The organism is Acidovorax sp. GW823-FHT01C06 (assembly GCF_058798375.1).
In genome coordinates, this window is sequence record NZ_JBXAKN010000014.1 from 19,549 (window position 1) to 32,494 (window position 12,946).

Consider the following 12,946-nt stretch of genomic DNA (forward strand, 5'->3'; position numbering starts at 1 on the left):
GACTGTGGTCAAACTGCCTTCTGAGCCCGCCGGCAGGGGCCCCGCCGGCACAAAAATCCGGCGCCTGCGCGGCCAGCGGCGTTTCCGGCAGAAAGGTGCGCTGCTGCGCCCCGCCTGCCCAGCCGATTTGTCCTCGTCGTCCTAGTCGTCCTAGTCGTCCTGGGCGCCGCGCGCCGCGCGCACGCGCTCGAACACGCCCTGCGCCTCGCCCCCGGCCGCCGAGGCATTGCGCGCGCCCGCCTGCAGGCTGCCCAGCAACCGGGCCAGCACTGGCGCCTGCGGCAGCAGCGGCCCCAGAAAAAGCGCGCTGGTGCCGCGGCCGATCAGCAGTGTGGGAAAAGTCTCCACATCCAGGTCCCCCGCGATCTCGGACTCGTCCTCGATGTCCACCCATTCGAACCGCACCCCGGGGTTCGCCCGGGCCAGTTCGTCGAACAGGGGGCGGTAGTCGCGGCAGGTGCCGCACCAGCCCGCGCACAGGCATACAGCCCACCAGCCGCCAGCGGCGGCCTGCGGGGGCGCCCCTGAGGCGGGATCGGGCAACACGGCCGGACTTTCCATCAGCGTAACTCCTGGGTCATTCCGGCCGGGGAACCCCTGCGGCCGTACGCAGAGGCCCTCCCGGAGCCGGGTCTGGGTCTACATGCCGCGCCGCTCGCGGGCGCGGTAGACCTCGATGGTACCCACACCGGGCGCCTGGTTGCCCCAGCTGTTGCGCACGAAGGTGGCGACCGCCGCCACTTCCTCGTCCGACAGGGTCTGCTGGAACGGGGGCATGCCGTGCGGACGCGGGTTGCCGGCGGTGGCGGGCAGGTAGCCGCCCTGCAGCACCACGCGCACCAGGTTGGTGGGATCGGCCAGCGTGACCGCGCGGTTGCCGGCCAGCGCGGGGAACGCCCCAGGCTCGCCCTGCCCCGCGTCGCCATGGCATTGAGCGCACTGCTGCTCATACACCTTCGCGCCCCGGGCCATGGCCGCGGAGGGCGGCGCGGGCGGCGTTGCGGGCGCGGGGCCGCCCTGCTGCGGCAAGGCCTGCAGGTACACCGCCATGGCGCGCGCGTCGGCATCGGTCAGGTACTGCGTGCTGCGGAACACCACCTCGGCCATGGGGCCCAGCACCGAGCCGTGCGGGGCCACCCCGGTTTGGAGCAAGGCCACCACGTCCTCGGCGGGCCATTCCTTGACGCCCGCCTCGGCCGCCGCGTTGAGCGCGGGGGCATACCAGTTCTGCACGGGAATCAGCCCGCCGGTGAAGGCCTTGGCATCCGTGGTGGCGCCCAGCGCGTTGCGTGGCGTGTGGCAGGCGGTGCAATGGCCTAGGCCGTTGACCAGGTAGGCGCCCCGGTTGTACTCGGCCGTCTGTGCGGGCTCGGGCCGGGGTGTGCCCGGGGTGAAAAACAGCGCGCGCCACACGCCCAGCGCCGCCTGCGTGTTGTACGGGAAACGCAGCGCATGCGCCCGGTTGGCTTCGGCGGCGGCGGGCACGCTTTGCAGATAGGCAAAGATGGCATCGGAATCCTCGCGCGTGACCTGGGTGTAGTTGGGGTACGGGAAGGCGGGGTACAGCAGGCGCCCGTCCTTGCTGCGGCCATGGTGCATGGCGCGCCAGAACTCGGCCGAGGTCCAGCTGCCGATGCCCTGCGCCTTGTCGGGCGTGAGGTTGGAGCTGTGCACCACGCCGAACGGCGTCTCGATGCCGCGCCCGCCCGCGAACGGCGCGCCGCCCTGGGTGGTGTGGCAGGCCATGCAGTTGCCGACACGGGCCAGGTACTCGCCGCGCGCCACCAGCGCGGGCGTGCCCTGCAGCGTCTCGGCGCCGGGCAGCGGCTCTTCGCCGCGCAGGTTCAGGGTGACCAGCGCGGCGGCCGTGATGCCCAGGGCGGCCAGCACGGAGGAAATCGTCCAGAGGATGCGTTTCATGGATGACATCCCTCTCAGCGCGCCGCGCCGGAAGCGGCCGCCACGGGCACCTCGGCCACGCCGCCGCAGCGGGCGGGCATGGCGGCCGGCAGGGTGCGCGCGGGCTTGCCACCCCCGGCCACAGGCTGGGCGGCCAGCCAGGCGGACACGGCGCTCACGTCGTCGGGCGTGAGCTGGCGGGCGATGTCGGCCATGCAGTCGGGCGTATGCGCGCGGCGCTGGCCGGTCTTCCAGGCGCCCAGCTGGCTGTTGAGGTAGTCGCGCGGCAGGCCCAGCAGGCCCGGGATGGACGGCGCCACGCCCGTCATGGCGCTGCCGTGGCACGACACGCAGGCCGGAATGCGGCGCGCGGTATCGCCCTGCTGCACCAGCTGGCGCCCCTGCTCCAGCGCGGCGGCCGGCGCCTGGGGTGCGGGCGGCGGCGGGTACGGCAGGTCCTGCGCGGCAAAGTGATCGGCCATTTCACGCAGGTAGTCGTCCGTCAGGTGCTCGATGAGGTAGGTCATCTGCGGATAGCTGCGCCGCCCGTCGCGGAAGTTGAGCAGCTGGTTGGCCAGGTAGCCGGCCGGCTTGCCGGCGATGCGCGGAAAGTAGCCGTCGGGCGTGGCGCGGCCTTCCTTGCCGTGGCAGGCCGTGCAGGCCAGCACGCGCGAGGACATCGACGAGGCGGACACCGTGGCGGACAGGGCCGCCGCAGCCGCCGCAGGGCGAGGCACGGGCTGGGCCCAGGCGCCAGCGCTCCACGCCAGCGCCATCGCGGCAGAAGCGCCGGCCAGGCGGAAAACAGGGCGCAGCAGGCTGCGCAGGCAATCGATCATGGGGTTTTATCAGTAGGGAAGTGGCAGGCCCGCACACATCGCGACGGACACCAGCACATGCCGCCACTCTACGCCCCGCCCCAAAAACAGTACAGATTCAGTTTCTAGTTAAAAATACAGATCAGTTTGCCCTGGATCAACCCCAGCCTCCATGAAACGCTACGAACGCCACGCCGACGCCATTGCCCAGCTCATCCACAGCGGCGCGCTGCGCCCGGGCGACCGCGTGCCCTCGGTGCGCGAGGCCAGCCGCACGCGCGGCATCAGCCCGTCCACCGTGTTCGAGGCGTACTACCTGCTGGAGGCCCAGGGCCTGATCCATGCGCGCCCGCGCTCGGGCTACTACGTGAGCGCCCGGCTGCCGGCCGCCGAGTCCCGGCCCGCCGAGCCCCTGCCCTCGCAGCCGGCGCACACCTCCACCGGCGTGGCCATCAGCGACCTGGTGTTCGAGGTGCTGGGCCTGGCGCGCGACCGCGACCTGGTGCCCCTGGGCTCAGCCTTCCCGGGGCTGGAGCTGTTTCCGCTGGAGCGCCTGGCGCGCTGCCTGGGCAGCGGCATGCGCAAGCTCGACCCCTGGAGCATCGTGCAAAGCCTGCCGCCCGGCGACGAGCGCCTGCGCCAGCAGATCGCGCTGCGCTACGGCCTGCACGGCATGGCCGTGGACGCGCAGGAGATCATCATCACCAACGGCGCGATGGAGGCGCTCAACCTCTGCCTGGAGGCCGTCACCCGCCCCGGCGACGTCGTGGTGGTCGAATCGCCCACCTTCTACGCCGCGCTGCAGGCGCTGGAGCGGCTGAACCTGCAGGCGCTGGAGGTGGCCACCCACCCGCGCGACGGCATCGACCTGACCGCGCTGGCCGAAGCCCTGGCGCGCCAGCCCCCGCACCAGCCCGTCAAGGCCTGCTGGCTGATGCCCAGCTTCCAGAACCCGCTGGGCAGCCTGATGCCCGAGGACAAGAAGCGCGAACTCGTGGCCCTGCTCGCGCGCCACCAGATCCCGCTGATCGAGGACGACGTGTATGGCGAACTGCACTTCGCCCCCCACCGCCCGCCCCCAGCCAAGGCCTTTGACGGCGAAGGCCTGGTGATGCACTGCAGCTCGTTCAGCAAAAGCCTGGCACCCGGCTACCGCGTGGGCTGGGTGGCGGCGGGCCGCTTTGCCACGGCAGTGCAGCGCCTCAAACTCATGACCACGCTCTCGGCCGCCACGCCGTCGCAGCAGGCGTTGTCCGAGTACCTGGCCCAGGGCGGCTACGACCGGCACCTGCGCCAGCTGCGCCGCAGCCTGGCGCAGCAGCAGGCGACGGCGCTGGCGGCGGTGGCCCGGCATTTCCCACCGGGTACGCGGGTCGCGCAGCCCGAGGGCGGGTACTTCCTGTGGGTGGAGCTGCCCCCGCAGATCGATGCCCTGCAACTGCACCGCCAGGCACTGCAGCAGGGCATCAGCCTGGCACCAGGACAGATCTTTTCGGCGGACCGGCGCTTTGCGAACTGTGTGCGCATCAACTACGGGCACCCCGCGCAAAGCCGCTTTGAAGCCGCCCTGGCCACCGTGGGCGCCCTGGCCTCGGTGATGGCACGAGAGGCGTCCGCTCCCAAGAAGCTATCAAAACAGTAGCTTCCAGCGCTTACACATCAAGCGCTTTCGGCCAGTTTTACCCAACCCCCCCTTCCCCGGGGTTCCCTGGCCTCCAGGGCACCCGCCTTGCGGCGCATGCCCTTGCTTGCAGCAAACTGACAGGCCGCCGCCCCGTTGGAAAGGCCCAACCTCGGGTTCTCCCGCCCTCGGCACAGCTCTTGCAACGGCATACTGGCGGCCGTCCGCAGCCGGGGCAGCGCTACCAGCCTGGCCCCGCGAGGCCTTTTCCACCCCACCCGACGCCCACCATGGCAGCACCCCAGCATGTCCCGTTCCTGACCGTGGAAGATGAAGACGACTGGGTCGTCTCGTTCGCGCTGGGCCCCGTGGGAGCCAGCCGCCTCACGCTCACGCGCACGCCCCACCTGGAATTCATGCTGCGGCCCGAACAGCGCGGCGTCTCCGTGGGCGGCGTGGAGGCGGGCCAGCGCGCCACCCTGCTGGTGGCCGTGCAATGGGGGCACAAGTGCGTGGACGTGGTGTCCACCGCCAGGCGCTACAGCCTGGACATCAGCAAGGTCGATGCCGCCACGCGCACCGCCGCGCTGCGCGTGCTGGGCAAGATGAACTTCGACCAGCGGTTCCAGCTGGCCAACGCCCAGTAAGTCGCCGTGCGGGCGACCGCACGGGTTCGCCGGGTCGCCTCAGGCCACCAGCGGGTCGAGCGGCCGCACTACCCGGCACGGGTTGCCCGCCGCCAGCACCCGCGCCGGCACGTCGCGGGTGACCACGCTGCCCGCGCCGATCACCGCACCATCGCCAATCGTCACGCCGGGGCAGATGATGGCGCCGCCGCCAATCCACACGTCCTCGCCGATGGTCACGGGCAGGCACAGCTCGACGCCGGTCGCGCGCTCTTCGGGCGACAAGGGGTGCGAGGCGGTGTAGATCTGCACGCCCGGCGCGCACAGCGTGCGGGCCCCGATGCGCACCGGCGCGCCGTCGAGCACCACGCAGTTGAAGTTGAAGTACACGCCTTCACCCAGAAAAATGTTGTAGCCGTAGTCGCAATGAAACGGTGGCGTGATCTGCACGCTGCCGGGCTGGCCCGGCAGCAGCTGCGCCTGCAGGGCTTGCAGCGCGGCAGCATCCGCCGCAGGCGCGTGGTGGATGGCGTGGCACAACTGGCGGGCGCGCAGGCGGTCGGCCACCAGCTGCGGGTCGGCGGCCATGTACGGCGCGCCGGAGATCATCTTGTCTTTCTCGGAGGTCATCGGGTGATTCTGCCCTGTGCCATCCCCCTCCACCGGCCCGCCTGCCCGCCCGCCTACCCAGCCAGCGCCGTCCACTTGCGCTCGCTCGCGGCAGACTCCACCACCTTCTCGATGAAGCGCACGCCCTCGGCCCCGTCTTCCACGCGCGGGTAGTCGGCCTCCAGCGCGCTGGCGGTTCTGCCTGACGCCCGGGCGCGGATGTCGGCCGCCACGCCCAGGTAGACGTTGGCAAACGCTTCGATGAAAGCCTCGGGGTGCCCGGCCGGAATGCGCCCCGCGCGCAGCGCCGATTCGCTCAGCCAGGGCGAGCCGCGCGTGAGGATGCGGCGCGGCCCGTCCACCGGCGAATGCACCAGGTGGTTCGGGTCCTCCTGCCGCCACACCAGCGTGCCCAGCGTGCCGGACACCTGCAGGCGCACATCGTTCTCCAGCCCCGCCGCCACCTGCGACGCGACGATGACGCCGCGTGCGCCGCCCGCATAGCGCAGCAGCAGCTGTGCATCGTCGTCCAGCCGGCGGCCGGCGCCGAAGGTGGTGAGGTCGGCGCACAGCGCCTCCGGCCGCTGGCCGGTGACGGTGGCGGCCAGGTTCTCGGCGTGCGATCCGATGTCGCCCATGGTGCCCACGGCGCCGCTGCGCGCGGGGTCCAGCCGCCAGTCGGCCTGCTTGTTGCCGCCGCCCTGCTCCACCGCCGTGGCCAGCCAGCCCTGGTTGTATTCCACGGTGACCTTGCGCAGCGTGCCCAGGGCGCCGCTCTGCACCAGATGGCGCGCCTCGCGCACCATCGGGTAGCCGGTGTAGTTGTAGGTCACGCCGAACACGGTGCCAGCCTTCTTCACCGCCGCCACCAGCTCATCGGCCTGCGCGCTGGTGTGCACCAGCGGCTTGTCGCACACCACATGAAAGCCCGCCTGCACAAAGGCCAGGGCCACCGGGTGGTGCACATGGTTGGGGGTGACGATGCTCACCAGGTCGATGCGCTCCTGCGCGGGGCGGCGCAGCTCGTCGGCCAGCAGGTCTTGCCAGGTGCCGTGGTTCCGCTCGGTCGCCAGTCCCAGCTCGGCGCCGGATGCGCGGGCGCGCTCGGGCGATGACGACAGCGCGCCCGCCACCAGTTCAAACTGGCCGTCGAGCGCCATCGCCTTGCGGTGCACCGCGCCGATGAAGGCGCCGTGGCCGCCGCCCACCATGGCGTAGCGGAGCTTTCTTTCACTGGACATACAAAAAGCCTTTGCTCGCTGTGTGTTGTTGTCGGTTTGAGGAGCGCGGCTAGGCCTGCTTGTCCCGTGCAAAGACGGCATCGAATGCGCCCGCCGCGGGCTTGAAGTCGAGCCGCTTGCAGAACGCCGCGCTCTCCGTGGCGCCATGGACGCGGTCCATGCGGCTGTCTTCCCACTCCACCGAGAGCGGGCCCTGGTAGCCGATGTCGTTGAGCGCGACGATGATGGATTCGAAGTCGATCATCCCGCGCCCCACGCTGCGAAAGTCCCAGTGGCGCCGGGCATCGCCAAAGCTGGTGTGCCCGCCGAAGGTGCCCACCGTGCCGTCGCCCTTGCCCCACCACACGTCCTTCATGTGGGCGTTGTAGATGCGGTCGGCGAACTGGCGGATGAACTTGATGTAGTCCACGCCCTGGTAGGCCAGGTGGCTGGGGTCGTAGTTGAAGCCGAAGCGCTTGTTGCCGCCCACCGCAGCAATCGCCCGCTCGGCCGAGGCGATGTCGAAGGCGATTTCGGTGGGGTGCACCTCCAGCGCAAAGTTGATGTCGTGCGCTTCGAACACATCGAGGATGGGGCCGAAGCGCTTGGCGAAGTCGGCAAAGCCCTTTTCCCAATACGCCTGCGTGGTGGGCGGAAAGGCATAGATCGAATGCCACACTGACGAGCCCGTGAAGCCCGTGACCGTCTTCACGCCAAACCTGGCGGCAGCGCGCGCCGTGTCGGCCAGCTCGGCGGCGGCGCGCTGGCGCACGCCCTCGGGATCGCCGTCGCCCCACACATAGGGCGGCAGGATGGACTGGTGGCGCTCGTCGATCAGGTCGCACACGGCCTGGCCCACCAGGTGGTTGCCGATGGCAAAACACTGCAGGCCGTGCTGGGCCAGCAGTGCGTGTTTGTCCTTGACGTACTGGGGCGTCGACAGCGCCTCCTGCACGTTGAAATGGTCGCCCCAGCAGGCCAGCTCCAGGCCGTCATAGCCCATGCTGCGTGCCAGCGGCGCGAGTTCTGCCAGCGGCAAGTCGGCCCATTGGCCGGTGAAAAGGGTGACGGGTCTTGGCATGGCGGCTCCCAAGGGGCGTGGGGTTGCAGGTGCGAAGCGGCAAGCAGCTATATTTTCGATAGCTGCTTGCGCTTGATGGATAAGCGCTAGAGGCCTATTTGACTCAAGAACACCATCAGAATGGCGAGTCCGGGAAGTAGAAGCTCTTGGCGTTTTCCTTGGTGATCAGCACCGACGGAATGATCGTCGTCGCAGGCAGCTTCTCGCCCTTGATGCGCGCCTCGGCCGTGAGCTTGATCGAGTCGTAAATGAACTTGGGGCTGTACGACACGTTGGCCTGGATCAGCGGGTTGCTGCCATCGGCCAGCGTCTTGATCATGCCCTTGGCACCCGCGCCGCCGAACACCAGCTTGATGTCCTTGCGCTTGGCCTGCTCGATGGCCTTGAGCACGCCCACAGCCATGTCGTCGTCGGCCGCCCACACCGCGTCGATCTGCGGAAAGCGCGTCAGGTAGTCCTGCATCACCTTGAAGGCATCGTCACGATTCCAGTTGGCGTACTTGGCGTCCAGCAGCTTGATGTCGGGGTGGTTCTTGAGCACCGCGTTGAACGCGTCCATGCGCTCGTTGTCCAGCGTGGTCGCAATGCCGCGCATGGCCACCACGTTGCCCTTGCCGTTCAGCGCCTTGGCGATGTACTCGGCGGGGATCTTGCCAAACGCGGTGTTGTCACCGGCCACATAAGCGTCCTGCGCGCTGGTGTCGGTCAGGCCGCGGTCCACCACCGTCACGTAGACGCCCTTGGCCTTGACCTGGGCCACGGGCTTGGTCAGCGCTGCCGATTCGAACGGGAAGATGACCAGGGCGTTGATCTTGTTGACCGTGACCAGGTCCTGCAGCTGGTTGGCCTGCTCGGGCGCGCCGCCTGCGGTCTTGACGATGACCTGCAGGCCGGGGTGGGCCTTCTCCAGGTCCTTCTTGGCCTGGTTGGCCCAGTACACGATGCCACCGGTGAAGCCGTGCGTGGCCGACGGAATGGCCACGCCCACCACCGTCTTGTTGGCCTGCGCCATCGCCGGGCCTGCCAGCGTCAAGGCGGCTGCGGCAGCCACGGCCGAGAGGGCCAGGCGGCGGGTGAAGGAAGAAGTTGTCTTGCTGTTCATGATGCGTTGTCTCCTGTTGCTATTGCTTTGCTGAAAAATGGCCATGAAAGCCTGGCCGACTGGGGAACACCTTGGAAAAATAAATACGCGCAAAGAGTGGGTGGAAAACTCGAAGTTGTTCCGACCCCTGCGTCACCTCTTGCCGCGCTGCATAAAGGCCACGGCAATGATCACGAAGCCCTGCACCGCCGCATTCAGGTACACGCTGATGATGCTGGTCAGGTTCAAGATATTGCTGATCACCGACAGCAGGATCGCCCCCACCACCGTGCCGGTGATGCTGCCCGCCCCGCCCTTCAATACCGTGCCGCCCACGATCACCGCGGCGATCGCCTCCAGCTCCCACAGCAACCCCGTGGTGGGCGATGCGGACCCCAGGCGCGGCACATACAGCAGCGTGGCGATGCCCACGCACACCCCGAGCAGCATGTATGTGAGGATCTTGATCTTGTGCACGTCCACCGCCGCGTACTGCGCCACCTGCTCGTTGGAGCCGATGGCCTGCACATAGCGGCCATAGGCCGTGCGGTTCAGGATGACGCCGCCCACCACCGCAACCAGCAGGAAGATCCACACAGGGATGGGCACACCCAGCAGGTTGGCGTAATACACCGGGCTGTAGATGTCCGACAGGTCGTTCTCGAGCGTGATGGCCCCGCCGTTCGAAAAATACGTGAGGTACGCGCGGAAGATGCCCAGCGTGCCCAGCGTGACGATGAAAGGCTCGATGCGGCCCTTGGTGATCAAGAGGCCGTGCACCAGCCCGAACACCGCGCCCAGCACCACCGCCAGCAGCATGCCCACCACCACGGCCGCCATGGGCGAGCCCAGCACGGGCGCCATCGCGTTCATGAACAAAATCACCGAGCCCGCGATCAGCGCCGCCATCGACCCCACCGACAGGTCGATGCCGCCCGAGATGATCACAAAGCACATGCCCACCGCGATGATGCCGATGAAGGCCGTGCGCGTGAGCACGTTCATCACGTTGTCGTAAGTGGCAAAGTTGCTGTTGAGCAGCGTGCCGGCAATGCACAGCAGCACCAGCCCGATGACCGGGCCCAGCCCGTGCAGCTTGCCCCACCAGGCCGTGGCGCCGCCGTGGCGGCCCGCGGCGGTGGTGGCGTTTTCAGCGGGTACCTGTGGCATGTGCGATCAACTCCTCTTCGGTCAAATGTGGTTCTTGCAGCGTGGTCTGCAGCCGCCCGGCGCGCATCACCGCCACGCGGTGGCACAGGCCGATCAGCTCCATCAGTTCGGACGAAATCACCACCACCGCCAGCCCCTGCTCTGCCAGGCGCTGCACCAGGTGGTAGATCTCGCGCTTGGCGCCCACGTCCACGCCGCGCGTGGGCTCGTCCAGCACCACCACGCTGGGGCCGGGGTGCAGCACCTTGGCCAGCGCCAGCTTTTGCTGGTTGCCGCCTGACAGCGACGATGCGCGCACCTCCAGCGAGCCGGTGCGGATGCCGAACTCCTGCACCGCATCGCGCAGCGCAGCCTGCTCGGCCGCCGGGTCGAGCCAGGGCTTGGCATAGCGCTCCAGCGCCATCAGCGTCAGGTTGGGCCGCAGGCTGAAGTGCACGTGCAGGCCCTTGCCTTTGCGGTCTTCGCTCAGGTACGTCAGGCCATGGCGCGCCGCATCGCGCGGGCTTTTCAAATTCACCGGCTTGCCCGCCAGCTCCACCGTGCCCGCCGAGCGCGGGCGCAGGCCCAGCAGGCCCTCGAACAGCTCCGTGCGGCCAGCGCCCACCAGCCCGGCAAAGCCCAGAATCTCGCCGCGCCGCACGTCAAAGTCCACGCTCTCGGCCCAGCCCGGCACCGTGAGGCCGCGCACCTTCATGGCCGGGTCTCCACCCGCAGGCGCGGGCAGCTTGGGCGGGAACAAATCCGCCAGCTCGCGGCCCACCATCAGGTTGGCCATCTGCCGCCGCGTCACACTGGCCGTGGGCTCGCGCGCTACCAGCAGGCCGTCGCGCATCACCACCACCTCGTCGGTGGTGCGCTCCACTTCGTCGAGTTTGTGCGATATGTAGATGATGGTCACGCCCGCGGCCTTCAGCCCGGCCATCAGCGCGAACAGGCGCTCCGTCTCGCCCGGGGTCAGCGTGGCGGTGGGCTCGTCCATGATGAGCAGGCGCGCATTGCGGGCCAGCGCGCGGGCAATCTCCACCAGCTGCTTTTCGGCCACGATGAGCTTCTTGACCCGCGTGTCCGGGTCTAGCGGCAAACCTACCTGTGCCAAGGCAGCGCGCGTCTTCTCGCGCATCGCCTTGTCATCCAGGAAGGGGCCGCGCTTGATTTCGTGCCCCAGAAAGATGTTCTGCGCAATCGTCAGGTCGTCCGCCAGGTTGAACTCCTGGTGGATCAGCACAATGCCCTGCGCCTCGGCCGCACGCGATCCACCGCCGGGGGCGCGCACCGCGCCGTCCACCACCACCTCGCCGGTGGTGGGGCTCTCGTACCCCGCCAGAATCTTCATCAGCGTGGACTTGCCCGCGCCGTTCTCGCCCAGCAGGCCATACACCCGGCCCGGCTGCAGCGCAAAGCCCACGCCGTGCAGCACGCGCACCGGGCCGAACTCCTTGGTCACATTGCGAAACTCGACAGCAACGCTCATCGTGTGGCCCCCACGGCATTGGCCTTAGTCGCCGAAGAAGACGAACGCGGCGACAGCGCCAGGCTCTGCTGCATGGCCAGCACGCCCGCGCCAACCACGCCCGCATCGTCGGCCAGCGGCGCGTACTGAATCTCGAGGTGCCGCGTGGACAGCGCCAGCGACCGGTGGTACACGCTCTGCCGCACCGACGCGAGGAACAGCGGCCCCATGTCCGTCACCCGCCCGGCAATGAACACGTGCGACGGGTTGAAGAAATTCACGATGGACGCCAGCATCTGCCCCACCAGGCTGCCCGCGCGCTGAATGATCGCGTTGGCCGCCACATCGCCCGCCCGGCTGGCCTGGGCCACGTCTTCGGTGGTCAGCGTGCCGGTGGCTTGCAGGCGCTCGGCCAGCATCGCGCTCTCGCCGCGCTCCACGGCCTCCATCGCCATGCGCGCCATGGCGGGCGCTGCCGCCATCGCCTCCACACAACCCTGGTTGCCGCAGTGGCAGCGCGGTCCGCCCTGGTCCACGCAGATGTGGCCCACGTCACCGGCCGACCCATTGGCGCCCCGGTACACCTGCCCGTGGCAGACGATGCCGCATCCAATGCCCGTGCCGACCTTGATCACGAGGAAGTTGGGCAGATTGCGCTGCAGCCGCCACAGCTCGCCCAGCGCCATCAGGTTCACGTCGTTGTCGACAAACACCGGCGCGGCAAATGCCTCGCGCAGGTAGTCGCGGATGGAAAAGCCGTCCCAGTCGGGCATCAGCGGCGGGTTGACGAGTTGGCCGCTTTCAAAATCCACCGGCCCCGGCACGCCCATGCCGATAGCGATGACCTGCGAAGCCTGCATGCCGCAGCGCGCCAGCAACTCGCGCATCAGCCCCCGCACCCGCGCCAGGATCACGCCCGGCCCCTGGCGCACATCGATGGGCTCGCGGTGCCGCGCCAGCACCGTCATGTCGGGGCGCATCACCGCAATCTGCATGCTGGTCGCGCCCAGGTCGGCGCCAATCACCACGCCCAGGGTTTCGCTTAAACGGAGGGTTTCGGCACGCCGGCCGCCAGAAGATTCCTGCAGGCCCACCTCGTCGAGCAAGCCTTCGTCCAGCAGCGCCGCCACCATGGCGTTGGCCTTGCTCTTGGAATAAGCCAGGCGCTGCGCCAGCGCATTGCGCGACGCGCCGGCGGACCAGAAGATGGTCTGCAGAACGCTCAGGTCTTCAGTGCCGCAGTGACTCCAGCGGGTGGATGGCAAGGTTTGTCTCCTGTCATGTTTTGTGCAGCACCTCATGGGGGTGGATGCTTGACAGGGATGCTATGCGGTCTACTTTGGCCTGGCAAGACTGAACTTTGACCAATTT

The 12,946-nt window shown here is 68.8% G+C and carries 12 protein-coding genes; 2 read left to right on the forward strand and 10 right to left on the reverse strand.

What is annotated here, in order from left to right; all coding sequences use genetic code 11:
- Positions 1-150: 150 nt before the first annotated feature.
- The 3 genes from AC1RCS_RS22840 to AC1RCS_RS22850 all read right to left on the reverse strand — a co-directional run bounded on the left by AC1RCS_RS22840 (position 151) and on the right by AC1RCS_RS22850 (position 2,738).
- Complete coding sequence (locus AC1RCS_RS22840) at positions 151-561, reverse strand: thioredoxin family protein (protein ID WP_218338830.1); 411 nt, start codon at positions 559-561, stop codon at positions 151-153.
- Between the two features lie 78 nt (positions 562-639).
- Complete coding sequence (locus AC1RCS_RS22845) at positions 640-1,920, reverse strand: c-type cytochrome (protein WP_492246274.1); 1,281 nt, start codon at positions 1,918-1,920, stop codon at positions 640-642.
- Positions 1,921-1,934: 14 nt separating this feature from the next.
- Positions 1,935-2,738 carry a c-type cytochrome gene (locus tag AC1RCS_RS22850; RefSeq protein WP_492246273.1) on the reverse strand — a complete coding sequence of 268 codons (804 nt, stop codon included), beginning with the start codon at positions 2,736-2,738 and terminating at the stop codon, positions 1,935-1,937.
- Between the two features lie 151 nt (positions 2,739-2,889).
- Between AC1RCS_RS22850 and AC1RCS_RS22855 the strand changes: the two genes are divergently transcribed.
- Both AC1RCS_RS22855 and AC1RCS_RS22860 read left to right on the forward strand, forming a co-directional pair.
- Positions 2,890-4,359, forward strand: a complete 1,470-nt coding sequence (locus AC1RCS_RS22855) for an aminotransferase-like domain-containing protein (protein WP_492246272.1) — start codon at positions 2,890-2,892, stop codon at positions 4,357-4,359.
- A gap of 269 nt (positions 4,360-4,628) precedes the next feature.
- Positions 4,629-4,985 (forward strand): hypothetical protein, encoded by a 357-nt coding sequence (locus AC1RCS_RS22860; protein WP_218294346.1) that lies wholly within the window; start codon positions 4,629-4,631, stop codon positions 4,983-4,985.
- Positions 4,986-5,024: 39 nt separating this feature from the next.
- On the opposite strand, the gene AC1RCS_RS22865 is transcribed toward AC1RCS_RS22860, so the two are convergent.
- The 7 genes from AC1RCS_RS22865 to AC1RCS_RS22895 form a co-directional block, all read right to left on the reverse strand.
- A complete protein-coding gene (locus AC1RCS_RS22865) occupies positions 5,025-5,594 on the reverse strand; it encodes a sugar O-acetyltransferase (protein ID WP_218294345.1) in 570 nt (189 codons plus the stop codon).
- Between the two features lie 53 nt (positions 5,595-5,647).
- Positions 5,648-6,814: a Gfo/Idh/MocA family protein gene (locus tag AC1RCS_RS22870; RefSeq protein ID WP_492246271.1), complete on the reverse strand. Its 1,167-nt coding sequence runs from the start codon at positions 6,812-6,814 to the stop codon at positions 5,648-5,650.
- Between the two features lie 49 nt (positions 6,815-6,863).
- On the reverse strand, positions 6,864-7,874 hold the full coding sequence (locus AC1RCS_RS22875) for a sugar phosphate isomerase/epimerase family protein (protein WP_218294343.1): 1,011 nt from the start codon (positions 7,872-7,874) through the stop codon (positions 6,864-6,866).
- A gap of 115 nt (positions 7,875-7,989) precedes the next feature.
- The gene (locus tag AC1RCS_RS22880) at positions 7,990-8,976 is read right to left on the reverse strand and encodes a substrate-binding domain-containing protein (RefSeq protein WP_492246270.1); all 987 of its coding nucleotides are present in this window, start codon (positions 8,974-8,976) and stop codon (positions 7,990-7,992) included.
- Between the two features lie 132 nt (positions 8,977-9,108).
- Positions 9,109-10,125, reverse strand: coding sequence for an ABC transporter permease (locus AC1RCS_RS22885; RefSeq protein WP_199727007.1), 1,017 nt, complete (start codon positions 10,123-10,125; stop codon positions 9,109-9,111).
- Positions 10,106-11,596 carry a sugar ABC transporter ATP-binding protein gene (locus AC1RCS_RS22890; protein ID WP_492246269.1) on the reverse strand — a complete coding sequence of 497 codons (1,491 nt, stop codon included), beginning with the start codon at positions 11,594-11,596 and terminating at the stop codon, positions 10,106-10,108. The genes AC1RCS_RS22885 and AC1RCS_RS22890 overlap by 20 nt, the downstream gene beginning before the upstream one ends.
- Complete coding sequence (locus AC1RCS_RS22895) at positions 11,593-12,840, reverse strand: ROK family transcriptional regulator (RefSeq protein WP_492246268.1); 1,248 nt, start codon at positions 12,838-12,840, stop codon at positions 11,593-11,595. Before AC1RCS_RS22895 ends, AC1RCS_RS22890 begins: the two co-directional genes overlap by 4 nt.
- Positions 12,841-12,946 lie beyond the last annotated feature (106 nt).